Source organism: Streptomyces bluensis (assembly GCF_014650715.1).
Taxonomy (GTDB): Bacteria; Actinomycetota; Actinomycetes; order Streptomycetales; family Streptomycetaceae; genus Streptomyces; species Streptomyces bluensis.
In genome coordinates, this window is record NZ_BMVM01000001.1 from 36,877 (window position 1) to 63,743 (window position 26,867).

27 protein-coding genes and 5 pseudogenes are annotated in these 26,867 nt (G+C 68.6%); 19 read left to right on the top strand and 13 right to left on the bottom strand.

What is annotated here, in order from left to right; translation table 11 throughout:
- Positions 1-114: 114 nt before the first annotated feature.
- The 3 genes from IE262_RS00220 (at position 115) to IE262_RS00230 (ending at position 2,705) form a co-directional block, all read left to right on the top strand.
- Positions 115-1,131, top strand: coding sequence for a zinc-dependent alcohol dehydrogenase family protein (locus IE262_RS00220; protein WP_189870327.1), 1,017 nt, complete (start codon positions 115-117; stop codon positions 1,129-1,131).
- A gap of 32 nt (positions 1,132-1,163) precedes the next feature.
- Positions 1,164-1,574 carry a (R)-mandelonitrile lyase gene (locus tag IE262_RS00225; protein ID WP_134041395.1) on the top strand — a complete coding sequence of 137 codons (411 nt, stop codon included), beginning with the start codon at positions 1,164-1,166 and terminating at the stop codon, positions 1,572-1,574.
- Positions 1,575-1,715: 141 nt separating this feature from the next.
- Positions 1,716-2,705, top strand: a complete 990-nt coding sequence (locus IE262_RS00230; RefSeq protein WP_189870330.1) for an aldo/keto reductase — start codon at positions 1,716-1,718, stop codon at positions 2,703-2,705.
- Between the two features lie 79 nt (positions 2,706-2,784).
- On the opposite strand, the gene IE262_RS00235 is transcribed toward IE262_RS00230, so the two are convergent.
- Positions 2,785-3,513 (bottom strand): SDR family NAD(P)-dependent oxidoreductase, encoded by a 729-nt coding sequence (locus IE262_RS00235; RefSeq protein ID WP_134041391.1) that lies wholly within the window; start codon positions 3,511-3,513, stop codon positions 2,785-2,787.
- A 389-nt stretch (positions 3,514-3,902) separates the two neighbouring features.
- Here IE262_RS00235 and IE262_RS00240 point away from each other — a divergent pair, with 389 nt between their 5' ends.
- On the top strand, positions 3,903-4,253 hold the full coding sequence (locus IE262_RS00240; protein ID WP_308432693.1) for a cyclophilin-like fold protein: 351 nt from the start codon (positions 3,903-3,905) through the stop codon (positions 4,251-4,253).
- A 354-nt stretch (positions 4,254-4,607) separates the two neighbouring features.
- On the top strand, positions 4,608-5,252 hold the full coding sequence (locus tag IE262_RS00245) for a transposase (RefSeq protein WP_189870332.1): 645 nt from the start codon (positions 4,608-4,610) through the stop codon (positions 5,250-5,252).
- A 32-nt stretch (positions 5,253-5,284) separates the two neighbouring features.
- Here the strand turns inward: IE262_RS00245 and IE262_RS00250 are convergent, their stop codons facing one another.
- Together IE262_RS00250 and IE262_RS00255 are read right to left on the bottom strand one after the other, a co-directional pair.
- Positions 5,285-5,707 (bottom strand): hypothetical protein, encoded by a 423-nt coding sequence (locus IE262_RS00250; protein ID WP_189870334.1) that lies wholly within the window; start codon positions 5,705-5,707, stop codon positions 5,285-5,287.
- 1,005 nt (positions 5,708-6,712) lie between these two features.
- Entirely contained in the window at positions 6,713-8,656 is a 1,944-nt protein-coding gene (locus tag IE262_RS00255) for an NACHT domain-containing protein (RefSeq protein ID WP_189870336.1), read from the bottom strand.
- Positions 8,657-9,471: 815 nt separating this feature from the next.
- Between IE262_RS00255 and IE262_RS00260 the strand changes: the two genes are divergently transcribed.
- A complete protein-coding gene (locus tag IE262_RS00260; RefSeq protein ID WP_189870338.1) occupies positions 9,472-10,350 on the top strand; it encodes an endonuclease/exonuclease/phosphatase family protein in 879 nt (292 codons plus the stop codon).
- Between the two features lie 88 nt (positions 10,351-10,438).
- Here the strand turns inward: IE262_RS00260 and IE262_RS00265 are convergent, their stop codons facing one another.
- Positions 10,439-10,933 carry a hypothetical protein gene (locus tag IE262_RS00265; protein ID WP_189870340.1) on the bottom strand — a complete coding sequence of 165 codons (495 nt, stop codon included), beginning with the start codon at positions 10,931-10,933 and terminating at the stop codon, positions 10,439-10,441.
- 144 nt (positions 10,934-11,077) lie between these two features.
- Positions 11,078-11,380 (bottom strand): hypothetical protein, encoded by a 303-nt coding sequence (locus tag IE262_RS00270; protein ID WP_189871674.1) that lies wholly within the window; start codon positions 11,378-11,380, stop codon positions 11,078-11,080.
- Between the two features lie 62 nt (positions 11,381-11,442).
- Here IE262_RS00270 and IE262_RS39120 point away from each other — a divergent pair.
- Positions 11,443-11,514: pseudogene (locus tag IE262_RS39120) on the top strand (transposase); the annotation flags it as partial.
- A gap of 35 nt (positions 11,515-11,549) precedes the next feature.
- Entirely contained in the window at positions 11,550-11,693 is a 144-nt protein-coding gene (locus IE262_RS39125) for a hypothetical protein (RefSeq protein ID WP_229877112.1), read from the top strand.
- A 187-nt stretch (positions 11,694-11,880) separates the two neighbouring features.
- Here the strand turns inward: IE262_RS39125 and IE262_RS40325 are convergent, their stop codons facing one another.
- Entirely contained in the window at positions 11,881-13,575 is a 1,695-nt protein-coding gene (locus IE262_RS40325; protein ID WP_189870342.1) for a lamin tail domain-containing protein, read from the bottom strand.
- A 558-nt stretch (positions 13,576-14,133) separates the two neighbouring features.
- On the opposite strand from IE262_RS40325, the gene IE262_RS39140 reads away from it, so the two are divergent.
- The 3 genes and pseudogenes from IE262_RS39140 to IE262_RS39150 all read left to right on the top strand — a co-directional run.
- Complete coding sequence (locus IE262_RS39140; protein ID WP_229877010.1) at positions 14,134-14,430, top strand: cytochrome P450; 297 nt, start codon at positions 14,134-14,136, stop codon at positions 14,428-14,430.
- A 43-nt stretch (positions 14,431-14,473) separates the two neighbouring features.
- Positions 14,474-14,737, top strand: a complete 264-nt coding sequence (locus tag IE262_RS40330) for a cytochrome P450 (RefSeq protein ID WP_308432721.1) — start codon at positions 14,474-14,476, stop codon at positions 14,735-14,737.
- A gap of 592 nt (positions 14,738-15,329) precedes the next feature.
- Positions 15,330-15,653 (top strand): annotated as a pseudogene (locus tag IE262_RS39150) (IS630 family transposase); the annotation flags it as partial.
- 211 nt (positions 15,654-15,864) lie between these two features.
- Here the strand turns inward: IE262_RS39150 and IE262_RS00290 are convergent.
- Positions 15,865-16,737 carry a nucleoside hydrolase gene (locus IE262_RS00290; RefSeq protein ID WP_229877011.1) on the bottom strand — a complete coding sequence of 291 codons (873 nt, stop codon included), beginning with the start codon at positions 16,735-16,737 and terminating at the stop codon, positions 15,865-15,867.
- 489 nt (positions 16,738-17,226) lie between these two features.
- Between IE262_RS00290 and IE262_RS39155 the strand changes: the two genes are divergently transcribed.
- Positions 17,227-17,451, top strand: a complete 225-nt coding sequence (locus IE262_RS39155) for a hypothetical protein (RefSeq protein WP_229877012.1) — start codon at positions 17,227-17,229, stop codon at positions 17,449-17,451.
- A 793-nt stretch (positions 17,452-18,244) separates the two neighbouring features.
- On the opposite strand, the gene IE262_RS39160 is transcribed toward IE262_RS39155, so the two are convergent.
- Positions 18,245-18,406, bottom strand: coding sequence for a hypothetical protein (locus IE262_RS39160; RefSeq protein WP_229877113.1), 162 nt, complete (start codon positions 18,404-18,406; stop codon positions 18,245-18,247).
- Here IE262_RS39160 and IE262_RS00300 point away from each other — a divergent pair.
- The 3 genes and pseudogenes from IE262_RS00300 to IE262_RS00310 all read left to right on the top strand — a co-directional run bounded on the left by IE262_RS00300 (position 18,342) and on the right by IE262_RS00310 (position 20,502).
- Positions 18,342-19,191, top strand: a pseudogene (locus IE262_RS00300) (DUF6192 family protein). The gene IE262_RS39160 and the pseudogene IE262_RS00300 sit on opposite strands and share 65 nt — an antisense overlap.
- Positions 19,192-19,194: 3 nt before the next feature.
- Entirely contained in the window at positions 19,195-19,608 is a 414-nt protein-coding gene (locus IE262_RS39165; protein WP_229877013.1) for a hypothetical protein, read from the top strand.
- Positions 19,609-19,644: 36 nt separating this feature from the next.
- Entirely contained in the window at positions 19,645-20,502 is an 858-nt protein-coding gene (locus tag IE262_RS00310) for an IS5 family transposase (RefSeq protein WP_189870344.1), read from the top strand.
- A 38-nt stretch (positions 20,503-20,540) separates the two neighbouring features.
- On the opposite strand, the pseudogene IE262_RS00315 reads toward IE262_RS00310, so the two are convergent.
- Together IE262_RS00315 and IE262_RS00320 are read right to left on the bottom strand one after the other, a co-directional pair.
- Positions 20,541-21,352 (bottom strand): annotated as a pseudogene (locus IE262_RS00315) (bifunctional 5,10-methylenetetrahydrofolate dehydrogenase/5,10-methenyltetrahydrofolate cyclohydrolase).
- A gap of 54 nt (positions 21,353-21,406) precedes the next feature.
- Positions 21,407-21,817, bottom strand: a complete 411-nt coding sequence (locus IE262_RS00320) for a winged helix-turn-helix transcriptional regulator (protein WP_189870346.1) — start codon at positions 21,815-21,817, stop codon at positions 21,407-21,409.
- Positions 21,818-21,935: 118 nt separating this feature from the next.
- On the opposite strand from IE262_RS00320, the gene IE262_RS00325 reads away from it, so the two are divergent.
- The 4 genes from IE262_RS00325 (at position 21,936) to IE262_RS00340 (ending at position 25,080) form a co-directional block, all read left to right on the top strand.
- The gene (locus IE262_RS00325; RefSeq protein WP_189870348.1) at positions 21,936-22,649 is read left to right on the top strand and encodes a DsbA family oxidoreductase; all 714 of its coding nucleotides are present in this window, start codon (positions 21,936-21,938) and stop codon (positions 22,647-22,649) included.
- Between the two features lie 49 nt (positions 22,650-22,698).
- On the top strand, positions 22,699-23,358 hold the full coding sequence (locus IE262_RS00330; RefSeq protein ID WP_189870350.1) for an FMN-dependent NADH-azoreductase: 660 nt from the start codon (positions 22,699-22,701) through the stop codon (positions 23,356-23,358).
- Between the two features lie 25 nt (positions 23,359-23,383).
- Positions 23,384-24,049 carry an NAD(P)-dependent oxidoreductase gene (locus IE262_RS00335; RefSeq protein WP_189870352.1) on the top strand — a complete coding sequence of 222 codons (666 nt, stop codon included), beginning with the start codon at positions 23,384-23,386 and terminating at the stop codon, positions 24,047-24,049.
- Positions 24,050-24,198: 149 nt separating this feature from the next.
- Positions 24,199-25,080 (top strand): dioxygenase family protein, encoded by an 882-nt coding sequence (locus IE262_RS00340; protein WP_189870354.1) that lies wholly within the window; start codon positions 24,199-24,201, stop codon positions 25,078-25,080.
- Positions 25,081-25,462: 382 nt separating this feature from the next.
- Here IE262_RS00340 and IE262_RS39170 read toward each other — a convergent pair.
- The 3 genes and pseudogenes from IE262_RS39170 to IE262_RS00350 all read right to left on the bottom strand — a co-directional run.
- Positions 25,463-25,675, bottom strand: a pseudogene (locus tag IE262_RS39170) (class I SAM-dependent methyltransferase); the annotation flags it as partial.
- Between the two features lie 80 nt (positions 25,676-25,755).
- Positions 25,756-26,361: a putative DNA-mimic protein gene (locus IE262_RS00345; RefSeq protein ID WP_189870356.1), complete on the bottom strand. Its 606-nt coding sequence runs from the start codon at positions 26,359-26,361 to the stop codon at positions 25,756-25,758.
- 32 nt (positions 26,362-26,393) lie between these two features.
- Complete coding sequence (locus tag IE262_RS00350) at positions 26,394-26,636, bottom strand: DUF4303 domain-containing protein (RefSeq protein ID WP_189870358.1); 243 nt, start codon at positions 26,634-26,636, stop codon at positions 26,394-26,396.
- Positions 26,637-26,867 lie beyond the last annotated feature (231 nt).

A 26,867-nucleotide genomic window follows, 5' to 3' on the forward strand; every position in this document is an offset into this window, starting at 1 on the left:
CAGCCGCAGCAGCGCGCTTGCGCCTCGGCCCTGGCGGCCGCCTGACCTGGCCCGCGGCGACCGATGCAGCCCGGACCACGCCCCTGTGAGTACGACATGTAAGGACCCACTGTGATGCGCGGAGCAGTAATCCACGCCCCCGGCGATATCCGTTTCGAGACCCTCGATGCCCCGAAGATCATCCAGCACACCGATGCGATCATCCGTACCGCCGTGACCTGTGTGTGCGGCTCGGACCTGTGGCCCTACCGTGGCGCCGAGCCGACCGAGCACGCCCACCCGATGGGTCACGAGTACGTCGGCTTCGTCGAGGAGGTCGGATCCGAGGTCACGGCGGTCGAGCCGGGGCAGTTCGTCGTCGGCTCGTTCGCGACCTCGGACAACACCTGCGCGAACTGCCGCAACGGCTTCCCGTCGAACTGTCTGAACCGTGAGTTCATGTCGACCTGCCAGGCCGAGTACGTCCGCATCCCCAACGCCCAGGGCACCCTCGTCGCCACGGACGGGGTGCCGGACGAGAAGTTCTGGCCCGGTCTGCTGGCCGTGTCCGACGTCATGGGTACGGGCTGGTGGGCGGCGGACGCCGCCGAAGTGAGGCCCGGCTCGACCGCCGTCGTTGTCGGTGACGGAGCCGTCGGTCTGTGCGCCGTGATCGCGGCGAAGGAGATGGGCGCCGAGCGGATCATCGCCATGTCCCGGCACGAGTCCCGGCAGAAGCTGGCCCTGGAGTTCGGCGCAACCGACATCGTCACGGAGCGTGGCGAGGAGGGCGTGGCCCGGGTCAAGGAGCTGACCGGCGGGATCGGCGCGGACAGCGTGTTGGAGTGCGTCGGCACGGCGCAGGCCATGAGCCAGGCGCTGCACTCGGCGCGCCCTGGCGGCAACGTCGGCTTCGTCGGTGTCCCGCACGAGGTCGCCGTCGACGGTCAGGAACTGTTCTTCTCCCACGTCGGACTGCGCGGCGGCCCCGCCCCGGTGCGCCGTTACCTGCCCGACCTCATCGACCGTGTCCTGACCGGTGCGATCGACCCCGGCCAGGTCTTCGACCTCACCCTGCCACTGTCCGAGGTGGCCGAGGGCTACAAGGCGATGGACGAGCGCCGCGCGATCAAGACGCTCCTCAAGCCCTGACCTCTCACATTCATACGGAAGAGACACTGACCATGCAGATCACCCGAAGCTCGGTCAACACCGTCAAGGGCCCCGCGGACTGGTTCACCGGCGACGTCTACATCGACGCCGTCGCCGCGGCCCCGGATCCCTCCCGCGTCAGCGCCAACCTCGTGCACTTCATGCCCGGCGCCCGGACGCACTGGCACCGCCACCCGCTGAGCCAGACCGTCTTCGTCACCGAGGGCGTCGGCCTGTGCCAGCGCCGCGGCGGTCCGATCGAGGTCATCCGGCCCGGTGACCGCGTCCTGTTCGAAGCCGACGAGGAGCACTGGCACGGCGCCGCGCCGAACCGGCTCATGGTCCACCTGGCCATCAACGAGGCGGACGCCGACCACGACGTCGTGCACTGGCTGACCCCGGTCACCGACGAGGAGTACGCGGCCACCCCCGCCACCGACTGATCGCAGCCACCTTCGCCTGACCGCTTTCGACGGCGGAGCAGCCGTTGCCGCAAGGCGGCCGGGCGAACAGGCGCCACCTGCCTTCCACCGTTCACAGCACAGGCACCTGCTCGTCCCGCGTCGCCATAGAAGGGACCCACCATGCAGTACACACATCTCGGCCGCAGCGGTCTGAAGGTCGGCCGCCTGGCCCTCGGCACCATGAACTTCGGCGACGCGACCGACGCAGCCACCAGCTTCACGATCATGGACGCCGCGGTGGACGCAGGCATCAACCTGTTCGACACCGCAGACGTCTACGGCGGCCCACAGAGCCCCGACATGGAGCAGGGCTACGGCCTGTCCGAGGAAGTCATCGGCCGCTGGCTCGCCCAGGGCGGCGGACGCCGCGACAAGATCGTGCTCGCCACGAAGCTGTACCAGCCGATGGGACTCGGGCCGAACGACAAGTACCTGTCCGCGTACAAGATCCGCCGCGCCGCCGAGGACAGCCTGCGGCGCCTGCAGACCGACCACATCGACCTGTACCAGATGCACCACATCGACCGGTCGACTCCGTGGGAGGAGATCTGGCAGGGGATGGAGCAGCTCGTCCGCGAGGGCAAGATCACCTATGTGGGCAGCAGCAACTTCGCCGGCTGGCAGATCGCCACCGCCCAGAGCGAGGCCCGCGCCCGCCACTTCATGGGCCTGGTCAGTGAGCAGTCCCTGTACAACCTGACCGCCCGCACCATCGAACTCGAGGTCATCCCCGCCCTGCGCCACTACGGTATCGGGCTCATCCCCTGGAGCCCGCTGGGCGGCGGACTGCTCGGCGGCGTCCTGAAGAAGACCGCGAGCGGACGCAGGGCCTCCGCGCAGATGCAGCAGACCATCGAGCGCCACCGGCCCCAGCTGGAGGCGTACGAGAAGCTGTGCGCGGAGATCGGCGAACAGCCCGCCGATGTGGCGCTGGCCTGGCTGCTGAACAACCCGGTCCTCACGTCCGTGATCACCGGCCCGCGCAGCCCCGAACAGCTCACCGCGGGCCAGAAGGCCCTCGACGTGCGCCTGTCGGACGACGTGCTGAAGCGGCTCGACGAGATCTGGCCCGGCCCCGGCGGCGAAGCCCCCGAGGCGTACGCCTGGTAGACCGCGCGGACAGCCGTTCCCACTGATCCGCAGGCCGGCGGGAACGGCTGTCGCGTGTCAGCCTGCGCGCCGGCCCGGTTCAGCTGATCGCGGCGCCGGTTTCCTCGGCGAGCACTTGCAGGAGGCGGTCCTGGAACGCCTCGTCGTGCACGGCCGCATGGGGCTGCTGACGCTGGCGGTGATACCAGTAGCCACCCGTCGTCAGGGCCTCCACGTCATCGCCGGCCGCGAGCCATTCCTGGGTCTGATGACCGAGTTCCAGATCGTCCGGCGCGCTCGGGCCGCCCATCTTCGTCGGTACCCAGCCCGGGTCCACGGCATTGCTCGGCGTGCTGGGCCGCAGCCGCGCCACCGCGGCCGCAAGGGCGGTCACGAACAGCTTGCTGTCCGCGTATGAGCCCGGGCTGCGCCCCTGCCAGTCGACTCCGTCGAGGACAGGCCGTCCGCTGAAGTGCGAACTGCTGCTCAGGTACACCAGCCGACCGGGCGTGGGCATCAGGGCCGTGAGCAGGTACGGGGCGATGACGTTGACGGGCATGACGGCCGGCCCGCTCCACACGCCGGCATTGTGGATGACCGCATCGAGCGGTGCGGCCTCGCTGAGTTCGGCGGCCATGCGCCGTACGGCGTCGCGGTCGGTGAAGTCCGCCACCACCAGCTCAGCCCCGCGGGCCACCAAGCCGTCTAGTTCTTCTGCCCGTTGAGGGTTGCGGGCGTGCACCACCACCTGGTGGCCGCGGGACAGCAGGGCATCTGCTGCCGTACGTCCGAGCCCGTCGGCGGAACCCGTCACCAGGATCCGTCTCATGACCGCACCGTCCTCCACGTCGACGTCAGGAACACGCGTTCAGCGCTTCCCATGAGCCCGACGCTACGGCCGTGCCGGCGCGTCAGGGATGCACTGCCAGTACACCCCTCATCCGTGACTCGTTCTCTCCGCGCCGGGCCGGTTCCCTGGATGAAGCGGCATCCGCAGTACCCGCCGTGACCGCCCACTCCACCGTCCCAAGGAGACAGACCGTGCTCCGCGCCGTCGCCCGCATGGCCCCCGCACTGGCCCTGGTCTTGGCCGCGTCCGCGTGCACCACGAGCCGGCCCGCGACGCAGTCCGAGCCCTCCACTCCGCCCGCCTCCACCGCGCGCCACCGGGCACCGGCCAGTGAGGCAACGTCCGAACCATCCGACAGGAGCACCCCCATGAACCTCCGCCTGACGGTCAACGGCCACCAGGTCGATGCCATCCTCAACGACAGCGCCGCTGCCCGTGACCTGGCCGAACTCCTGCCGCTCACCCTGGACATGGAGGACTTCCACCGGACCGAGCGGATCTCCTACCCGCCCCGCGAACTGGACACCACGGGCGCCCCCGCGGCCTCGAACCCGAAAGCGGGCGACCTCGCCTACTACGCGCCCTGGGGCAACCTGGCCTTCTTCTACCACGACGGCGATCACTCCCCGGGCCTGGTCGTCCTCGGCCGCCTCACCGAACCCGGCGACATCGACCGGCTCGCCACAGCGGAGCGCATCCGCATCGAAGTCTCCGCCTGACCACCCTCAAGTCCCATGCCCCGCACGTCTCTTTGTCTGCCGTGACCGTGCCCCGTTCTTCGCCGAGGGCGCCAGAATCGGGGCACCCGCCGCGGTCCAGGTCGCCGACCGGTTCCACCTCTGGCGCAACCCGGCGAAGCGGCCGAGCGGTGCCTCTTCCGCCACCGTCCGTGCCTCCGCGCGGCCTTCGCCGCATCGGAATCGGAGAAGGCTCCAGCTCTGGCACCGGCCAAGAGCGGGTCACCGTGGCCCACCGGGCACCGGTTCGCCGACCGCACCCGCGCCAAGCACGCCACCGTCCACGCGCTGCTGGCCGCCGGCCACAGCCGACGCTCGATCCAGCGACAGCTCGGCATGCCCTATCGCACCGTCCAACGGCTGGCCGACGCCGCGAGGCCGGAAGACCTGTTCCAGGGGCAGTGGCAGAACCGCAGGACCAAGCTCGACGACTTCAAGTCCTACCTGCACGAGCGACGGGCCGAAGGCTGCACGAACGCCTGGACCCTCTGGGAAGAGATCAAGACGCACGGCTACACCGGCGGCTACGAAGCCGTCCGCGCCTACCGCCAGCCGTTCCGCACATCCCCGACCGCACCGGCAGCCCGGCCACCGTCCCCGCGCACGGTCACCGGCTGGATCCTGACTCACCCCGACACCCTGCCTGGGAACGAGCGCCTGAAGCTCAAATCCGTCCTCGCCGACTGCACCGAACTGGAGGCCCTCACCGGGCACGTCCGTGCGTTCGGGAAGATACTCACCCAGCTCCAGGGCGACCAGCTCCCGCACTGGATCAAGGCGGTCCGCGCCGACGACCTGCCCAGCCTCCACACCTTCGTCAACGGCCTCGAACGAGATCTCGCCGCCGTCACCGCCGGCCTGACACTGCCGTGGAGCTCCGGCGTCGTCGAAGGCCACGTCAACCAGATCAAAATGATCAAGCGCCAGATGTACGGCCGGGCCGGCTTCGACCTGCCGCGGAAGCGAGTCCTGCTGGCCTGACCGCAGCTCTGTTGCTCAACGAGCCGGTCTATTCAGCTGATCGCGAGCAACACAGGATCCAGGCCCAGCTTGCTCCGGCACGAGTCGACGCCCCGGGCGACCCAGGCAGTCACGGCGTCGCGATCTGGTGCGATCACGTGAAGCTCACGTGCCTTCTCCTGAGCTTCGACCATCCACGGGGCCAGCGGGTCCTCTCGAAGGACTCGCTCGAAGTGATCGCGGGCCGTGTCCCGATCCCCGACCAGGGCGGCCGAGATCCCGGCGTCGAAGCAGTCCCAGAGGGATCCCCACCGCACCGGCCTGGAAGTCAGGTATCGGGCGACGTCTGGCAGAGCCGGGAACTTCTCCCTTAGCGCGATCACGTTCGCAGCCGCCTGTCGGCTGAGTTCGAGTGCCAGCGGCGTGAACTGGTCCTCGGTGCGGAACGGCTCGGGGCTGACTCGGACTGCCTCCACGTGGAAGGCCAGGTGGTCCGCATTGACATGCCGTCGCGATGGTCACGCCGGATCGCCGCGTACAGCTCGACCTTCGACATCTGCGGCATGACCAGCACCTTTCACCAGGAGCATGTCGATGCTGCCCTGGCAGGAGACCCGGTGCCTCCCGAACTCGTCACCACCACCCGTCCGTGGAATGGGGCGCCTCCCAAACTCATCGACAAGCGACGTCACTACTGCTCGATAAAGCCACTCGCAGGCTGGAGCCAGTGTCAGAACGTGCAGACAATCGATGCCTACTGCGGGCTGCGGTGTCCGACGCGGACCGGAGCAACACGGTGCGCCCAGGCTCGGAGCGGGGCAGCGATATCCAACGCCAACTCGCGTGCTCACTCGCCAGCTGAAGCGCTCCGCGCTCGGTGCTCGCCGGGATGCAGAACGGCGCCGCTCTTTGCGGCTCTGGAGGGCGGAAGCCCAGCAGCGCAGCGTGGGCGCTCAAGGAAGTTCTATCCAGAGGTGAACGGCCTGTACCCCTGGCCGTGGCGGGGTCTCGGCGAAGTCCGTCACGCCTGCCGCGCAATGCCCGCGGTCATCGTGTGATGCCTGACGCGTTCCGCCTGACGGCTGCTCCCGGAGGGTCAGGTGCAAGGAGCTCGGCTTCGGCTCGGGAATGACCTGCTGGCGGCGCCTGGCCGCGTGGAACGAGGCGGGCGTGTGGGAGCAGCATGCGGTGCTGCCGATCTGCGGTCGAAGAACAAGCTGGACCTTCGGGTGGCCTGCACACGGCATCGTCGCGGCAGGCCGCCAGCAGGCTCCTCACTCGTGCCGTAGACGGCAACAGGCCTGTCGTTCCCACCAGCTCTGTCCATGCCGGCGGTGTCTGTCCTCAGGTGGCGGTTCGACGGCCAAGCGGTCGGCCACGGGCCCGGGGCAGGCCACGAGCTGGACCAAGGCTCGGACGAACCACACTCCCCACAGACCCCGGCGGGGCTGTAGGGGGGTCGGTGATGGCCTGGGTGGCCATCATCCCCTCTCCCCGGCCCTGCCGGCCGTCGCGTGGTCCGCCAGCCAGTCCCTCAACTCCCGGTGACGGAACTCGAACCCCGAACCGCTACGCCGCAACAGTCCCGCTTCCGCCGCCCAGTCAAGGAAGGCGCCGAGGCGCAGGGGAAACCTGCCACGGGTGCGGTAGCGGAAGGCGAGGTAGCGGGAGCCGGCGCCGCCGAAACTGAAGACGGCTGAGTACAGGGTGACGGGTATCGCGATGATCAGGCTGTCCCCGAGGATGTACCAGTGACTCAGGATGGCCACCCCGCCCACGCTCACGAGGAGTGCACTCACTGCGATCGTCGTGAATTCCTGCCGCATGATCTGCCGGGAGGCCGCGACGTCGGAGGGCCTGCGCAGCACAGTCGCGAACGCCGCAGGGAGCACCATCCCGACAGCGACGGACACCGCCCACCTGAAGTCCAGGGCCAGCCAGGTGGCACCCCCGACGGCCGCCGTGACTACGAGCAGCGCGGCGGCCGGGCCCGGATATCGCCACGGCACGAGATAGCGCAGGGTGCGCGGGTCCATGTCCTGCGGGTATTCCTTCCAGGCGAGGACCCCACCGAGGATCAGCGCGCCGGTGAAGCCCACGGCGTTCGGCGTCAGACCGAAGGCCGTCGACACCCAGGGCAGAAGCATGTACGCGATGAGGGACGCCGTGATTCGGGTGCCGAAGATCTTCCTGGCACCCTCCATCCGCCACAGCTCGTGCAAGGCCAGCACCGCGTGCGGCCCGTCGTCCGCGTCCCCGTCACCGCGGGCGTGCCGGGCGAGGGGGTGCAGCCACCGGTGGACGTCTGTGTGATCGTGGCCGCCGGGGTGCAGCGTCGTGACCGCCCGGATGTACCGCGACAGCAAGAACTCGTCCAGCTTCCGCGGCCGGCGCTGCCTGAGCAGTTCGCCCGGGTTGCCGTCGGCCGCGTACACCGTGGCGACCAGGCACAGCCGCCACGGCGTGGACAGCCGCTGAGCCAGCGGCCCGTCCGGGCGGGCGGCGAGGTGGTCGAGCAGGGGCTGCCAGCGGGCGCGGTCGGTGGCGCGGTCGGTGAGGTAGGCGAGGGCGTCGGGCGCAAGCACCGGCTCGACGGCGACGCGCGCGGCGTCAAGCAATCGCCTTTTCTGGTCGGGCTGTTCGCCCCGAGCCAGGGCCGCGTACCCGTCGTCCCGGACGGTCAGGACGAGCGCGCCGGGCTCCCTGCCGTGCTGATGGCGGTTGAGCTCCTCAAGGACGTACCGGGCCCGTGAGGCGTTCGGGTCCGGGCGGCCAGTGGGCAACGGTTCATCCATCTCGTCGAGGCCGTCGAGTACAGGCAACACGAGACGGTGCTCGACCATCTGCCGAGCGCGGCGGCGCCGCCAGTCGTACACCCGGTGCAAGTGGTCGATCAACAGCTCGTCGAGTGACGTGCGCGTGTCCCAGTCGGCCAGTGGAATCCGTACGGGAACCGGACTGCCGGGCCTCCGCTTCTCGATCAGCGCGAGCAGCAACTCCAGCGCGAGCACGGTCTTGCCGGAACCGGCGGGTCCGGTGATGACGAGACGGCGCGGCCTGAGGGATGTGAAGTACATCCAGATGTCCGGCAGCCCGGACGCCTGCGGCTCCGGGAGCCCCGAGGGCCGGGCGGACTCGAAGGCAAGCATGCGGCCCGCCTCGCGGGCGTTCCGGGCCGGGCGCCCGGCCTCCTCGACGAGGCGGTACCGCAGGTCGATCCGTGGGTGATCGTCACCGAGCAAGCGCCGCCACGCCGCCTCCTCGACGTCCCGCACCTGCCGCGCGAGCTCTTCCGCCCAGGTGATCCAGCGTCGCGGCATGGCCTCGTTGCGGTGGACATTGACCTGCTGGGCCTGAATCACTGTGCTGTCGTGGAGGTCGCCGTACACGGAGTTGCGTACTTCTGCTCTGTCGTCCTCTTCCAACTGGCCCTCCTCGCACAGAGGTTAGGGCGGCTTCAACCATCCCTCAAGCCCGGCCGACGACGAATCGCCTCGCCTGACGAGGCGAAGCTCATGGCGATCCGTGCCCTGCGGTACGGGCCGTACGGCATCGTGGCTGGTGATCTGAACCAGCCGCCCGCCGACCCGGCGCACCCCTCCCCCGACTACGCGGCGATGCCGCCGTCGCCTCCATGTCCCGGCTCACGGTTTGAGCTGGCTGGGCAGTGTGGCCACGCCGACCGAGGCGGGCACACCCAGCACCTGGGCGCCAAGGATCTCCTTGGGCAGACCGGCAGATGGGTCGACAGGGAACAGTCGGCATCGGCGGCAGACGGCTCGGACCGGTCCTGACCTGGGGATGTGTCCTTCGAGCGGAAGACAACGCCGGAACGGTCAGCAGAAAGGACGCCAGAGCGGCGACCGCATGCCTGTTTTTGATGCCGAGAAGGCATGCGTTCAGGCCGCTTGGCAGCGGCGGACTGCGTATGCGGCAGTGCTGCTCCGAGGCCTGGTCCGATCGTGAGCGCAGGGGCTGCCATCAGCGGATTCAAGGTTTATTGCAGGTTTCCGCAAACCCGGTCATGCATGGTCGTTCCACCACGGAAGAGGGGTAGAGGACAGCTCGTTTGCCGTTGGGCCAACATCCCCCTTCCAGGAATGACCAGGAGGAGTCGCATGATCCAGCCTTTCGCGGCGAGGTCACAGCGCTTCCGTCACAAGCCGCCCGCCGCCACAGATGAGATCTCCAAAGGCGCTCTTGGGCAGCTCAGCCATCAGCACTGACTAGAGGAGACAAGGTGAAGAGTTCAACGCGTGGTGCTCTGGCCGCAAAGGCGGCACTGGCACTGCTGATGACGGCAGGACTGGTGACCCCCGTTTACGCGCAGGGCACCGGGCCGGGCGCTGATCCTGCCCCCGAACCGGCTGCTCAGGCTGCGGTAATCAAGGACCGGGTCATGACCTGGAACTCCCACGGACAAGACCTCTTTAGCGGACCGGGCTTGCTGAGGGAACAGATCCGCAAGTTCAGGCCTCAGATCGTACTGCTCCAGGAATCGTGCCTGGGCGAGGTCAGGCAGGCCGTGAGGCAGCTGAAAGGTTACGGCCTGGACTACCAGTACATGCCCGGAATGGCCAACTATCACTTGTTGTGCGGGGGAGACAACGGCCAGGCTGTTCTCGTCGCCAAGGGAACACCTCTCAGCAACTACAAGACCGTCCGGTACAGCAAGCAAGACGGCGAGAAGCGGGGTTACAGCAAGTTCACGACGAAGCTTGCCGGGCGCACCGTGCAGGTCTTCAACACACACCTGAACAGTGCTAGCGGCGCCGCGACTCGGCCCGAGCAAATAACTGATCTGATCGCTGCGGCGCGTCCCTACCAGCGCACACTGCTGGGCGGTGACTTCAACGCCCAGCCCTGGGACGGCTCCATGGGTCCGATGTGGAAAGAGCGTCCGGCCTATCGGGACGTTGACCCCTACTGCGGCAAGAGCTGGCATCGGTGGTGCAACGGCACCCAGGAAGGCTCGGGCAAGAAGTACGACTACCTGCTGCACCAGGGCATCAACTCACGGGCCTGCTATCTGCGTAACACCCGCAATGAGGACCACCGTGTCGTGGTCAGTGACGTGACGGCATCGGCACCCTCGACAGACGCCTGCCGGTTTGTGTAACAAACCTCGGAGTCGGCCTGATGGCGTCCCACGTTAGGGAGCCCCGGTTCATTCCATCGAGCCCCACACGGCAGCGACGTACCCAGGGTCAGGGCGCCCGCGACAGCGGATCCGGCGGGGGTGCGTCGGGGCCACCGTCGCGCAGGGCCCGGGCGGTCCTCTCACAGGCCCGGGCAATCTGCTCCCGGAACGCGACGATCTTCGAATCGTTCATCGCACGCCGCAGGTGCGCCAGGGCCTGCATCCGTTCGAGGGCGGCCTCGGGCAGGGTGTAGGGCTGCCCGCTCATCCGCTTCGACGGGCCGGGCACCCGCCAGATCTGCACTGGGCCCTGCCGGACAACGGTGCGTACGACGGTCTCGGTGCGCTCCACGACCTCACGCACCGGCCTCTGGTCCTGCCCGCCCTCGGTCACCGGGCGGTCCGCTCGCTCCTGCGCGGTGCGCACCTCCCCGGCACGCCGGTGGTGCGCAGGGCGGCAATAGCGCGGCGGTCGGCCTCTGCCCGAGTACTTCGCCGGCGCGCCGCACCACTCGCAGGTGCGTTCCACCAGCCGTTCGCGCACCACGCTCGTCTCGTCCACGGAGACGACTTCTCCGGCGTCCTCACTCCCACGGTCCCCTGGGCTTGCTTTCGTCACAAACGAAGTTCTAGATGCCTAGAACGGGCAACGGGGCCGGTCTGGATCCGCGTCGGCTGTCAGTCCCCGTTGCTTCACCGTCGCCGCTCACACGAGGACGGTGGGCAGTGCGCAGCCAGAGCCCGATGCATCTGCATGGCACTGCCGCCGTGTCGTGCACATCAGCTTGTACGCATGCGAACCGCTGTAGGTCTCCTGCCAGTGGGGGCGCGGGGTGCGGGCGGCGTTGCCGCGTCCCGTCGCCGGTGCGTTGCCGTAGGCGTCGTAGCGCTCCAGCTTGGCGACCAGGCGGGCGTACGACATCGTGCGGTCGATCACGGCGTCGTGGCGCTCCCCCATCGCGTAGCCGAGCAGGGGGCGGGAGCTGGAGATGGAGCGTGATGTCCTCAAGCGATGCATGGTCCTCTGGATGAAGTGACCGCGCAGGCTACCGTGAGGGCGCTGTACGCATCGTGATCGAGACCGGAAAACCGGTCCCGGAGGTTGCCGAGGAACTCGGCCTCAACCCCGGCACGCTGCACAGCTGGGTCTCGCGCTGGCGCCGCAACGGGACGGCATTGTGGACCGGCCCGCGCAGTCCGCGGCCGGCGGGCGTGTGCGCGAGGCCGAGCGTGCCGAGCTGGAGCGTCTGCGGCGGGAGATGAGCGGGAAGAACAAGTGCATCCGCGACTTGGCGTCGTACGGCTGTTTCCTGGACCCCTGAATCCCCACTTTCCCTGCAATCACGGATGCAATCACGGACCCCACGCTACGAGGGGAGGGACACAACCCGAGCAGCGCCAGCACGAGAGGCTTGCTGCGACCGACGACGGCTGCCGGCGTCGGCTGCGCCGGGGACCGCGACGCGAGGCAGCGCCAACGATCCCCGGCGTGGTCAACGCTCGACGCCGTCAGTACACCGTTCCGTCGGCGCGCTGGCCGAGCGACCGGGACAGTGAACTGATCGTGTTGTGCTTGACCCAGGCTCCAGTTGCGTTGAGGTCGGGGCTGCGATTGGCGGACACGCCGTCCGAGTTCGACAGGCTTGAGGAGTAGCTCATCGACTGAATCGTCGCCCCAGCCGAATCCCGCAGGCTCACCGAGTCACCGCTGTTGGACAGGTTGAGGCCACCGGTGCTTGCCGCCACCGCCACGATGCCGCCGGTGATGCTGGAGGCTCCGCCGAACACGGTGATCGCCTTGCCGGGCTCCAACGTTGTCCCGGCCGCGAAGGTGTGCCGCACTCCCGAACCGTCGCGGACCGTCCAGCCCGCGATGCTGATCGCGGTGCCGCCGGTGTTCACGATCTCGACGGCCTCGCCGGCGGTGTCGCTGCCCGGCTCGTTTGCCAGCACCTCGTTGATGATGACGTTGGCGGGACCGCCTCCGCCGCCCGTTGTGACGGTGACGTTGCGGGTGGTGGTGTGGGTGGCACCGCCGCTGTCGGTCACGGTGAGCGACACCGCGTACGTGCCCGCCGATGCGTAGCTGACGGTCGGGTTGGTCGCGGTCGAGGTCTGGCCGTTGCCGAAGTTCCAGCTGCGACTCGCGATCGTGCCGTCGGCGTCGCTGCTGCCGTCGGTGAAGCTGCACGTGAGGCCAGTGCATGAGTACGTGAACGCCGCCGTGGGCGACTGGTTCCCGCCGCCCGCGCCGCCGGTGACGAAGTCGTAGCGGGCCAGGACCGGGTAGTGATCGCTGGTGGTAGAGGTGTAGTTCGGCACGTATGCCTGCGGCTGGAAAGCCTTGGCCGAGCCCGCGACGTACTTCGCCGTGACCTCATTGGTGTTGAGCTGGTGGTCTATGAAGTCCGGGTAGCTCGCCGTCGACGAGACCCCGGCCAGCGACAGTGCGCGCGTCGGGAAGCCGTAGCGCGCCGTGTCGTTCACGAAGTTCGCGTACGGCGACGCGTTCCCGGGCGTGATGGACGTGTCGACGTCGTCGTTCCAGTCGCCGATGACGAAGACGTCCTGCGTCGGGTAGGTCGTGTCGAGATAGGACTTGAGAGCCTGCGACGCGGGGTTGCGCTGGTTCCAGGCGTCCTGGGTGGACCCGGCCTTCGCGTGCAGGACGATGAAGACGAGGTCACGGGTCACGCCGTCGAAGGTGCCGCGCAGCTTGAACTCCACGGGCGGGCGGCCGGCGAAGTTGCTGTTCTGCTCGGGCAGGATGACCTTCGCGCTCACGAGGGTGGCCATGCTGCTGCGCCAGACGAGCGCGACCTTCTGCTCGGTGTTGCTGAAGTCGGAGTAGTACTGCGCCCCGTTCGTCACGATCGGATCGTTCGCCACAACACCGGTGTAACCGGGCATACCGGCGACGAGCGAGTCGAACGCCGAGGTGCTGACAACTTCGGAGAGGCCCCACACGTCCATGTCGGCGCCCGCCATGACGTCGCGGACGTTCTGCTGCTGCAGCGCCTCGTCGGTCGGGCCGAAGTCCGGCGCGCCGAACCACTCGACGTTCCAGTTGCCGACGTCGAGCTGCGTCGGTGATCCCTGCGACGGGACCGTGCTGGCGGCGTGCGCGGCGGGGGGCGAGCTGATCGCTGCCAGCGCGATGGCGGCGGCCGCTGCTCCCGCGAGCGCACGCAGACTGAGTTTCATCGACAAGAGACCTTTCGGAGTAGGCGTGCTGGACCGGTTGGCGGTCGGAGGGAGTATCCCGTCCCGCCCCCTGGATGTAGGTCGTGACTGCCGGAACTTGAGGCCACGCGTGAGTGAACAGGGACGCACAGACCGGCCTCGCGATGCCCGGGCTGGCGCCGTCGTACCGGCCCCCGCCGCCCGGCGCCGGACACGACGTTCCAGGTGTGACGTCGTCCGCAGTACGCAAGCGAGCCCCGGGCCCTTCCGGTCAGGGGCTCGCGGGCTCTTCACGACGGGGCAGCTACAGCTCGAACTCCAGGGCTCGCCAAGGCCCTCAAGCACATCGACGCCGAGAGCACCGGCCTGGACCTCGATGCCGCGGCCGAGGCCGACCTGCGTGCCCTCGGCTTCAATATCGACTACGCGCCGGCCGCGGACCCTGCCGAGGTATTCGACGCGGACGCCCTCCGTGCAAGCCTCGTGGGCGACGACCACGTTGACCGCGCGGTGGATTCCCTGTGGCCACGGATGGCGCCCGAAGCGGTCGTCCGGGCCCTGTTGACGGAGGCTCGCACGATGACCATGCACCTGCCGTCGCTCACCCGGCTGAGTGAATACGCCCGCGGGCTGATGGACTTCGGAGCGTTCGCCCGTTCACTCGTGCAGGAGCGGCTGGCCGCACCGCAGGACGACCTGATCAGTGAGCTGCTCTACGACGGCAAGGCGGGCCGCACGCTGACCTCCGACGAGTTTTCTGTCCAGGTCCCCACACTGATCTTCGCGGGACATATGGCCTGTGCCGGGGCGCTTGGAAGGGGTTGCGGTTCGACAGTCCGCTGGCGGGCATGTACCGGACCGCGGTCCGTGACGTAGTGGTCGGCGATGTCCACTGGTCGCGGAAAGCCGGCTACTTCTGCTGTACGGAGCGGCCGGCCGGAACAGTCGCTCCCACACATGTCCGGCCAGGTTCAGTCCAGGCAGTCGGTCTGCCACGCATCTCGCGTTCGGGCACGGCATTCACTTCTGCCTCGGAGCCGGATTCGCCCGCCTGGAACTGGAGATCGCGACACAGGGCATCGCCGCCAGGATGCCAAGTCTGACTTTGGCACCAGAGCTGCCGCCCGGTCACCGGACAGTGCTTCCGCTTCGGGCGTTGACCGAGTTGCGGGTGCGGCAGTGAGGACGGACATCCGAGCGGTCGTCGGGAGATCCGGACGACCCCGTGCCCCCTGCAGAACTCACTTGACTCATTTGTGCGACGGCAGTGGACGTGGGGATGCCGACCTTGTGGTGTGCGGGTCGGCTGTTTGGCTCGCCGGTCACGAGGACTCTGCTCACGTCGTGACGGGTGGCCAGGCGACGGTTCTTCGGGCCCGGCGGTAGGCCAGGCCGGGGGCGGGACGGTATCGGTGCACCGGCCGGGGATCCGGTCCTCGCTGACGTGCGAGCCGGAGCTGGGCATAGGCGGCGATCGCAGCCATGTCCACCGACGTTAAGAGGTCGTTTTCTCCCGGTGTTTTATCGCGGAATGCGGACGCTCGCTGGCTTGGCTTGAGTGCCAAGGCTGGTGCAGTGCAGGTGACCTGGAGCCAGGCGAGCGCACGGTCGGTCCTCTTCGACGCACCGTCCGCGCGGTACGACATCCGCCACCAATACGGCTGCCAGTAGGGCTTCTTCAACGCGGACCAGCTCCCGATTCCGTGCCGGCTGCCGTCCTCTTCCGGTTCGTGACGGACTGACAGGTTGATCTGGCCCGGAGGGAGCGGCACAGGCTGCACAACCTCTCCGCCCACAGCGGCAAGCAGATCCTGCGCTGGGCGAAGAATAACAACGTCCACCTCTGCTTCACCTCAGCCAACGTCTTCTGGGCCAACCCGATTGAGGCGCACTTCGGACCGCCGCAGCAACTCACGCCCGCCAAGTCGAACCATCCGAACCGCAGGGTCCAGCTCCGAGCCCTGCACCCCTACCTGCGCTGGCGCAACGCCAACGCCTGCCACCCCGACGTCCTGGCCGCCCAACGGCGCGAACGCGCCCGCGTCCACAGCGAGAAGGGCCTCCGATGGGGAGGGCGGCCACTGCCCGAAGCCGCGTGAGCGGCGGGCGAACCGCAGCTTCCGCCCTCGCCAGCCGTTGCAATACTCAAAGCCGGACTCCGGACAGCCACGGAATGCCAGTGCCTCGCGGCCGATCCCGAGAGTATCGAACTGGGAGTCGAGCGCCGCTTCCGCGTCCTCCACCGAACGGCTCCACCAGACGCACGTGTACTGGGCAGAGGCTCCTTCAGCTCGCTCAGAGCGAAGGGCGTCACCCGGTAGCCGTGAGGACGTCCAGGAATCGCGCGTGGTCGACCGAGACCGAGATCCGCGTCCGGGTGCTGGCCGCCGGACGCGCACCCCAGGCGCCGCGCTCGCGGTACACCTCGACCTCGCGGAACGCGCAGACGGATTCGTCGAGCGCCACGGCCGCCGCGAGCGGGTCATGGAAGGCCTTGCCGGCGCGGCGCTTGGCCAGGTAGACCCCCATGCCCTCCCGGACGAGCGCCATCCCGGGTGTGAGCCGCCGCGCCGACAGGGCGGCGTGCATCGCGCTGTCGTAGATAACGCCGTGGCAGACGTTCTTCGAGACGAGCACCCGCTCACCGGCGTGGGGCGACTCCAGCAGCTTCAACGCGGCCTCCGGAGCGCCGTTGAAGTTGAACGTCGGGCAGGTCTCGCGTCCCTCGAACTTGGGGAGACGGTGTCCGGGCGGGACGACGGAGTCGCCGGCGAAGCCGCCCTGCGCGGCCCAGCGGGCGATGCGCACGTCCGGTTTCCGCTCCAGGAGCATGCCAGGATTCTTCAGCGGCGCCCCCGTGAGCAGCGTCGCGTCCCCACTGACGAAGACGTCCCGGAGCAGCTGCCATGCCTCGGCGTCGGGTTCGCGAGGCGGAACTTTCCCAAGCCATCGGCGATGGAAGCCCGACACCGGCTTCACGTCAACGCCGGGCCGGTACGCGCCGACCGGCGCGGTCACCCCGAGGCGCCCGAGGAGGTGCTTGACGATGCCGACCTGCTCATCCGATCCGGGCATGACCGTCACGGCCACCAGCCGCGCCCACGGATGGGTCGCGAGGCCACACAGGGTGAAGACGTCGTCGGGGTCGCCGGTCTCCATGTCGAGCCCGATCGGGATTGCCATGTCCGCGACCGTACTGATCCGACGGAGCGTCACCAACGGAATATCGGCGAGACGGGCGCGTTCGGCCACCTCCTCTTCGGCGGCGACGTCACGTCTTCACCCGCCTCACCCCCTTCACCCGGCTCAGCGGCGTCCGACCCTGCGACCCCATCGGCGCCAACCCGGTTAATCTTCTCGGTCACAGCACCACAGACGAACCCGGGACTGGAGAAGAGCGATGGGTGTCCTGACCGATTACTTCCGCGCGGCGGATTCCGCATCGGTTGTGCGAGTGCTGGAGCAGACAGACGGCGGGTCACCGCTCTTCGCGGAACCCGCTGTGTTCGACGGCGTCGAAGCCAAGGGTGTGGATCCGTCCGTCGTCCTGGCGCAGCTGATCGCCGCCATCCGTCAGGTCGAGTGGCGAGCGGACCTGGTGAAGGAGACGACCGTGTGGCCGTCATCCCCGGCTCCTGTTGGCCCGATCAGCCCCGCGGACAAGGACGACCCGTGGGTGACGGGACCGTGGGTATCGGAACTCCATCCCCGGCACGGGACACGCTGGCAGGAGTACGCGACACCGAAGTGCCGGCCATCGTCGCCAGATGGGTACGGGCGGAGGAACTTCGAGGCGCACGCGTCGAGGACATGCAGCCACTGGCCGAAGAACTCATCCTGCTTGCCAGGAGGGCTCAGGACGCCGGCGAACTGCTTTACTGCTGGATGTCACTGTGAGGCTGTCCGTTCTGGTCCACGTCACAGGTCACGGCAGCCGGTTAGGCGCGCGGGTGCCCCGTGATACCGCTCTGCCCGCCATCGCTGAGGGTGGTCGCAAGAGTGCCGGTCCGCGCCAGTGCCTCCGCCGCTGAGACCGCCGTACGGCCGGTCAGTAGGTGTTTTTGATCCCTGGCCGTGAGCTGCGCATACATGGATGATTCTGGGGTGTGGGGGCTGGCGGGACGGCTCGGCGGTACTGCCGGGAGTGTGGTGATCCGCTGCCGCAGACGATGGCGGCGGAGGCGGTGTTCTGCTCGGGTCGGTGCAGGTCACGGCAGTGGCGGAGGCTTCAGCGGACCCGGCAGCGGGTGGCCGCGATGCAGCGGGGAGAGCAGGCGGAGTGCCCAGTGTGCGGGCGGTCATGGACGGTGGGAGTGGAGCGGTCCAGGGCGGCGGTGTACTGCTCGGACCGTTGCCGGGTACGGGCCTGTCGCCAGCGGCGGGCGTCGCGGAACGGCGTTACGGAAACGCCATAGCCGAACGCCTCGCGCACGCCTTCAACAACTCTGGTTTTGCAGAGTAGTTGGGAGCGATTCCGGAGCGCTTCGAGCGCCCCTGGTTCACGCTCTGCCCCGGCGTGTCGCGCGCGCGTCACGGTGGACGGTGACCGGGGCCGGCGCCCCTTTGACCGGTCGCGTCCTGGTGGCCGGGCCGGGCCGGGCCGGACCCGGGCGAGGGCGGTGGTCTTCATGACCGACGTGGGCGACCGGATCGGAAACGTCACCCGGCAGCGTTACGAACAGCTCGTCACTCAGGCGAAGGAACTGATCGCGCAGATCGCCCGCTCGCAGTTCGCTCTGGGTGACATGGCGTTGGAGATCGAGCCGATGAGGTCGGTGGGCGGTTCGATGCCGAACGGCACGGACGACCTGTTCACCGTGACGGAGTCGTTGCAGCTGTTCGCGGACGACATAGGCGTCGAACGGCGGACGGTGGAGGACTGGCGCTACACCGCCAACCGCTGGCCCGAGGGGCGCCGCAAGGTGGGCGTGTCGTTCACCGTCCACCGCATCCTCGCGTCGGTCGCGGACGCGGACGAGCGGTGGGCGGCGATCGAGGACGCGCCGTTCAACCCGCGCACCGGGGCGAGGCAGTGGACGCCGGACGGTGCGAAGCGGGTCGTAGGCCAGCGCGTCGACCGGCCGGTGACGGTGGATGAGAAGGTCCAGGCCGTGGCCGACCTAACCCGGGACGACGAGGTCGCAGCCCACGTCGCCACCGACCTGCTGAAGCGGCCGGCGGTCACCGAGCACGTCACCCCGGCCGAAAGGGTCAGGGTCGTCACGGAGCTGACCAGGGACGACACGGTCGCTCAGCAGGTGCACCGACCTGCTGCGCCGCCCGGCCGTCGCCCGCAAGACGATGCGGGACGACACCACCCGGATGCTCGTCAACCGCGCCCAGTTCGACAACTCGAACGAGACCCGGGACCGGATCCGGGAGCGCACTCCGGCTGTCCGCGCGATCGAGCACACCGTCGAGTACCTCGACCTGGTCGGCTCCTGCCACGGCTTCGTGGCCACGCTCGGCCGCCTGGTCCCGTAGCTGCGCGGGCAGAAGTTCACCGAGGACGAGCGTGAGACCGTGCGCCGGCAGATGGGCCGGGTCCGTGCGGCGGCGGACTGGCTCGAAGGAGCGTTCGACAACGGCGAGTTCACCCTGGACGAGCAGCTGGTCCAGCTGCTCAAGGGCGAGTAGGCCATGCCGCGGCGCCGGGAGGCCCGGCCGCTGGCCGAGCACTACGGCGACCTGGTCCGCGTCGCCCTCATGGAGGCACGCCCCGCCGGCTTGCACACCTACCAGCTCATGGCCGCCACCCGCCTGACCCGCTCGCAGGTCGGCCGGGGCATCCGGCACGTCCGCGACGTCGTCGCCGCGGAGAACCTGACACCGATCACGTGGACACGGCGGGACGGGTTCATGTTCACCGACGACCCTGCGGACTGGATCGAGTACGACAAGCGGCAGTTCCGGCAGATCCTCGGCCGGATCACCCGGGTGATCACGGGCACGCTCGATCCGCACCTGGCCCGCTATCCCGACGACGAATGGGCCCAGCTCGCCACCGCCCAGCTCACCGGCGTCCGTGCCACCCTCGCCCAGCTCTCCAAATAGCCCCCGTTCACCACCGATCACCCTGCCGAGCCCGTCATGCCCGCTGCCGCCCGTCGCCGCCGCTACCCGTCCGACACCTCCGTCGCCGAATGGGCCCTCCTGGAACCCTTGCTGCCGGTCCCGGCCTGCCGGACCAAGACCCGCGGGCACCCGGAGAAGTGGCCCCGGCGGGAGATCGTCGACGGCATCCGTTACATCGTCGACAACGGCGCGAAGTGGCGGGCTCTGCCTGCGGACTTCCCACCCTGGGAGACGGTTTACGGGTTTTTCTGGAGGTGGAACCGCGCCGGGGTCGTCACCTACATCCGCGACCAGCTGCACCGCAGGATCCGTACCGGCAAGGGCCGCTGCCCGCACCCGGTGACGCTGATCGTCGACTCCCAGTCGGTCAAGGGCGCCTCCACCGTCGGCCGCAACGGTCGTGGCTACGACGCCGCGAAGAAAATCAACGGGCGCAAGCGACATATCACCGTGGACATGCTCGGCCTGCCCGTGATGATCACGGTGACGCCCGCCGACATCCAGGACCGCGACGCCGCACGCGACATATTCTGGCGCCTGCGTCTCGCCCAGCCGCAGATCACCCAGGTCTGGGCCGACCGCGGTTACGCCGGCGACCTCGTGGACTGGGCCCGCGACCGGCTCTGGCTGAGCCTGCGCATCGTCTCCCGGCCCAAGGGCACCAAGGGCTTCGTCGTCCTGCCTCGCCGTTGGAAAGTCGAGCGCACGATTGGCTGGTGCATGAACGCTCGCCGCAACGCACGCGACTACGAACGACTGCCCCAGCACTCCGAAGCACACCTGAACTGGGCACTCATCACCATGATGACCCGGCGCCTCACCCGCAAAAGTCCCCGAACCGAATGGACCAAAAGGGTCGGGCAAGCAGGTTAGCCGCTCATCGTGCATGCCAAACTCAACGGCGTCCTCACTCAGTGGCTGGCCAGGCCGAGCCGGATGGATGCCGCGTCGACCGTCTGAGCCAGCAGGACTGCGATGGTCATGGGCCCGACCCCGCCGGGGACCGGTGTGATCAAGCGGGCGCGGGTGCGGGCCGTGTCGAAGTCGACGTCGCCGACGTTGCCGGGGTTGTATCCGGCGTCGATCACGACGGCCCCCGGCTTGACGTCTTCGCCGCGAATAAGCCGAGGCCGTCCCACGGCCGCCACAACAACGTCCGCTCCCCGCACGGTCGCGGCCAGATCAGTCGTACGGGAGTGGCAGTAAGTGACCGTGGCGTCCCGGGTGAGCAGGAGCATTCCGGCGGGTTGCCGAGGACCGCGCTTGGACCCACGACAACGGCATGCTGACCTGCAAGATCGACGTCGTACTCGTCCAGGAGCCGCATGATCCCGCCCGGGGTGCACGATGCGAAACCAGGCAGCCCGAAGCTCATCGCCCCGAAGGAGCTCATCGTGACTTCGTCGACGTCCTTTTCCGGCGCGATGGCCTCGAACGCTGCCCGCTCATCGATGTGAGGGCCTACGGGGTGCTGAAGCAAGATGCCGTGCACTTCGGCGTTCCGTGAGAGGGACTGGAGGGTCTCCACCAGCTCAGCCGTTGTAGTGGTGGCCGGCAGGCTGACAAGCCGAGACTCGATGCCCGCCTTCGCGCAACGCGCCCGCTTCATCCGTACGTACGTCACCGAAGCCGGATCTCCATCCACCAGCACCGTTGCCAGGCAAGGCGTCACACCGACACGCCGCGCAAGCTCTGCCGCCTTGCCTGATGTCTCCTCGACGATGCGTCGGGCATCCGCGCTGCACCCGGCGCCGACAGCCGATCTCTGATCCTGCGGTCAGGACCGGGCTGCTGGTGCCGCAGCGCGGGCCCGGTGCGCGCGGATCTCGTCATGGTGGTCGGTGGCCCAGCCGATCAGGGATGTCACGATCTCGTGGAGGCCGCGCCCCAACGGGGTGAGGGAGTACTCGACGCGCGGTGGAACCTCCGCGTATGCGGTGCGGGTGATCAGACCGTCCTCGTGGAGCTGGCGGAGCGTGAGGGTGAGCATCCGCTGGGAGATTCCGGGGACCTGGCGTTGCAGGTCGGTGTAGCGCAGCGGGCCGGCCTCCACCACCGCGATGAGCAGCAGGCTCCACTTGTCGCCGACGCGGTCGAGGACCTGCCGGATGAACTCCATGTGCTCGGCGGGGATGCGGGCACAGGGCCCCACCGCCGCCGCGCCGCCCGAACTGCTGGTGACCTCCATGACGCACATTCCTCTCCGGCACGAACAGCAATGTGCCTTTTGTATCGACTTCCATACTGGCCCATCATGGCGCTACGAACAAAACGTAGGAGTCAAGCGCAGGCATGGGAGGCGCGTCATGAAGATCGAGATCTGGGCCGAGGTCACCTGCCCCTGGTGCGGACTGGGCAGCCACCGTCTGGACCGGGCCGTGGAGCGGTTCGAGCACGGCGACGAGGTGGAGGTCGTCCACCACTCGTTCCCGCTGAGCAGCTCCTTCCCCATGGACCAGACCTTCAGCGTCCGTGACGCGCTGCTGCGCCGGCACGGCATGAGCGGCTCCCAGGCCGAGGCGTCCACCCGCCGGATCGAGGCGCTGGCCGAGTCCGAGGGACTCCGCCCCTACAAGGTGCTGGACAACCTGGTCGGCAACACCGACCTGGCGCACGAGTTCCTCGCCCACGCCTCCGCCGAGGGCAAGAACCGCGAAGCCTGGAACACGATCTTCCGCGCCTACTTCGGCCAGGCCCGCCCCGTCTTCAGCATGGACGACCTGCTCGACCTGGCGCAGGAGATCGCTCTGGACCGCGAGGGCACGCGCCAGGCGCTCACCGAGCACCGCTACCAGCGGCAGGTCCGCGACGATGCCGCCCGCGCCCAGCGCCTGGGCGCCACCGGCGCACCCTTCATCGTCGTCGACGGCACGTACGGCGTCCCCGGGGCCCAGGACAGCGACGGCCTTCTCGACGTGCTGCGCACGGCCTGGGACGCATCCCACCCGCTCACCCTGGCCGCCGACGGCGACGCTCCGGTCTGCGGCCCCGACGGCTGCGCCGTCCCGGCCCACAGCTGACCTCACCCTTCGCTCCCGGACACCCCCTTGATCATTTTGAAAGGCTGTCATGTCCTACCTGCTGCACATCGACGCGTCCTCGCTCGGCGAGGCATCCGTCTCCCGTCAGGTCGCCCAGTCCTTCCGTGACGAGTGGCAGGGCGCGGTCGTCCACCGTGACCTGGCCGTCTCGCCCGCGCCGCACCTCAGCGCGGCGGGCATCACCGCCCGCACCACCGACCCCGCCGGGCACACCCCTGAGCAGGCGAAGGCCCTGGCGGTCCAGGACGAGCTGATCGAGGAGTTCCTCGGCGCCGACGCCTACCTGTTCACCGTGCCGATGTACAACCTCACGATGCCGTCCGTGTTCAAGGCATGGCTGGACCAGATCATGGTCAACGGCCGCACCCTGAGCTTCGACGGACCCCCTCCCACCCTCGGCCGCCCCGCCACGGTGATCTCCGCACGCGGCGGCGGCTACGGCCCCGGCGCCCCCAAGCACGGCATGGACCACCTGGTCCCGACGCTGGAAACCGTCCTGGGCCACCCGACCAACCTCGGCCTCGACCTGACGACGGTCCTGCCCGAACTGACCATGGCCCCGTACGTGCCGATGATGGCTCCGCTGCTGCCGATGCACGAGGCGTCCATGACCAAGGCGCACGACGAGGCCCGCCGCCTGGGCTCTGTCCTGACCGGCCAGCCAGCCAGCCGCCTGATCCGCCCCTGAACTGCCCGAAAGGCGTTTGATCACCATGAGTAACCTCCTGGTCCTCGGCGGCAGCGGCCGCACCGGCGCCCACGTTCTGAAGCACGCCGCCCAGCGCGGCCACCACGTCCGCGCCCTCGTCCGCAACCCCGACAAGGTGCAGGCACCGGCCGGCGTCGAGCTGATCCAGGGCACCCCCGCGAACATCGACGACATCCGCCGGGCCGCCGAAGGCACCGAGGCGGTGATCAGCGCGCTGGCCAACGCCCGCGCCTCCGACAACCCGTGGGCCAAGCCGGTCAGCCCGCCGATGTTCATGACCGACGCCGCCCGCAACACGCTCACCGTCATGGGCGAACAGGGCATACCCCGCATCGTGCTGACGTCCACGCAGGGCGCCGGCGACGACTGGGCCCGGCTCAACCCGCTGGTCAAGGCGTTCATCAACCTGTCGAACATCAAGGCAGGCTTCGAGGACCACACCGGCCTCGACCAGGTCGTCCGCGCCTCGTCCGGCATCGACTGGACCCTGGCCCGCGCCGTCGCCCTCACCGACAAGCCCCTGAGTGGTCCCGTGCGGGCCGCCGAGACCGGCACCGAAAAGCCCGGCGCACGGATCAACCGCGCCGACCTCGCCCAGTTCCTCGTCCAGACGATCGAGGACGACACCTGGATCCGCAAAGCCCCCCTCGTCTGGAACACACGAGGATGACCCACCCCATGATCCACACCCACCTCATGCACAACAGCTTTCCGACCTTAGGCGCGCCGTCCGTCGACGGCGACGCCGGACTGGAGTGACGTGACAACAACTGACACCCCCCCCGCACCGACATCGCGTTCAACCAGCGCCTGCGCGTCGTGTTCGACGATCTTCAGAAGGCGTTCGGGGACGTGGCGCTCAGGCACGGCATCACGCACGAGGAGCTGGGCCAGGCCATCACCTACGTGCAGAAGCTCGTCGAGTCAGGGGAGTTCATGCTGGCGACGACCTCGCTCCTCGCCAACCGCACGATCGAGGTCAGTTACGGCAGGGCCTACGCCCACCCGGAGAAGGACGGCGCCTCCACCTGGATCGGAACCGGGCCCGCCTACGTGCCCGGGGCACCGGAGATCGACAACCCCGGCGTGCTGCCGATGGCGCCCGACGAGCCCGGCGAAACCCTGCTCGTCTCCGGCACCGTACGCTCCACCTCGGGCAAGCCGCTGCCCGGCACGGTCATCGATCTCTGGCAGACCACCGCCGACGGCCGGTATACGGGGCTGACACCCGAGCAGGCAGGGCCCCTGGAAGGCCTCGACGTCGTCGACTTCGACCTGCCGAAATACCACCTCCGCGGCAAGATCGTCACGGATGCCGAGGGCCGCTACGAGTACCGGACCGTCGTGCCGGGCGTGGAGTCCGCAGCGGTGCCGGGCAGCCTGTTCGACGGCCTCCTGCACATGCTGGGACGGGCCAACTCGCGCGCGAGGCACATCCACGCGCACATCACCCACGACGACCATCACATGCTCACCCACCAGATCCACTTCGACGGCGATCCGCTCGTCGACACGGTCAGCGAGGGTGCGATCGCCCGGGAGCTGATCCACAAGACCGAGCTCCACGACGACGCCGCCGCGTGGGAAGCGCGCGGTCTGACCGGCCCGTACCGGACCCTCACCTGCGACTACGTACTCCGCCCCATCGGCTTCGACGAGGTGAAGGACCCGTACGTCCTCGAGGGCTTCTGGAAACAGTGACCCGGAGCGGCCACGCCGCACCTGCCGGCCGAGCGCCGACGTACCCCCGGTGAACAACGCGGTGTGGGCGGCGCCTGACGGCGCCGCCCACGGCCTTGGAGCCCGGCAGCGCCTCAAGCTCAGGCTCGATCCCGTGGCGAGGGAGGCATCCACGTGTCTGACAGGGCTGCTGACGAGCCGGCTATCCGTGAACTGACCGCACGCTTCCATCACATGTGGAGACGGTCTTAGTTCAGAGAAGGATCGGTGTACAGCTTCGTCGTCAACTGCCCGCCACAGCCGCCCAGCAGAAGCCCACACCAGAAGGTGTCCCCCGCATGCTCGTGCCGGAAGGCGTCCACTTCGATCGCCTCAGTGGCAGCAGCAGCGGCACCTCCGAAGCCGCCCCGCCAGAATCGACTGCTGTCACTGTTGCGGCACGTCGAGCCAGGAGCCTTGCGAGGTCACCGCTGCCGGAGCCGACATCCAGAGCACGGTCAGACCGTCTCGGTAGCTGCCTCAGAATCCAGCGGTGGTAGTGAGCGTTGTGGTCCCAGGGATAGGCGGCATTGAACCGTTCAAGGGCCCGAAGGACACGAAGCGACAAGACCTTCATCCACCCAGTTCATCAAGTCCCGGCAGCACCCCCCGTTCCGGAACAAAGATCAACAACGCCGGAAGGAAGAAAACACCTACTCAGTGGAACACGATCGCGTGACCGCCGAGGATGCTCGCCCGGCACGCCTGCCGGAGCTGGTGCCAGGCCGATCTCTCCGGGGCGACCGGGTCGTCGCCGGGGGATTCGGCGGAGGCTGGGGTTCCCAACCATGGTGCCATGGAGGAAAGTTCGGCCAGGAGCCGCTGGCTGGAGCCGACCATGCCCGCGCCGGCGACCTCCGCCTCCGGCGGGAGGAAGAGCGGGTCGGGGAAGTCCACCGGGATGTAGTAGCCCGCGTCGTCGGCGTGGCACAGCAGGTGGGAGGCGAGCAGCGAGGTCTCGTCGTCGATCGCCGCGAGGCCACGGTGCCATGCCTCGGTGTCGGGGCGCGGGGCGGGGCTGACGGGGCCGCCCCGGCCGACGAGGACGAATGCGCGGCGCAGGCAGGTCAGATAACCGTACGGGATGCCGCCGGAGAAGGTGTGGGCGACGGCGAGGGCGGTGGTGTCCGGCTCCTCCCACCGGATGTTGTCGGCGCGCAGCGCCCGGCTGAGCCGGGCGAAGGCACGGCGGTGACGGTCGTGGCCTTCGGGGTCGTTGCGAGCCTGGTCGTGCAGCAGCGCGACGGAGATCGACAGTGTCATAAACCGGTTCCCGGTGGTCAGGGCAGGGCAAGTCAGGTCTGGGTCGGGACAGTGCGGATCCACTGGGCGTGGCGCCGCGCCTGGAAAGGCGTGTTGAGGCGGCGAATCCACTCCGTCTCGCGCTGCGGGTCCATGTGGTCGGAGACCGCGAAGACCACGACGGTGTCCTCGTCCCGGCCTAGGACGCCTTCCGCGACGAGCCTTTCCAGGGCCGTCACGCACATCTCGTACACGTGCTCGCGGCGCTGGGACGAGAACAGCAGCAGCCGGTTCACCTCGGCGTGGCTGTGTCGGTTTCTTCGGGAGTCGTTTCGCGATGACTTCGGGAGTCATTTCGCGGCGGGCTTCATGATCAATGTCAGTGACTTTTGATGTCACTCGTGGGCTGCGGGGCCGCCAGGGCCCCGGCAAAGTCGTCAGGTGATGCCCAGTGGGTCGAGTAGACGCGTCGGATTTCGGGTGTGATGGCGGGTGGGGGTGGTGATGTTGGTGGCACCATTCGTCCG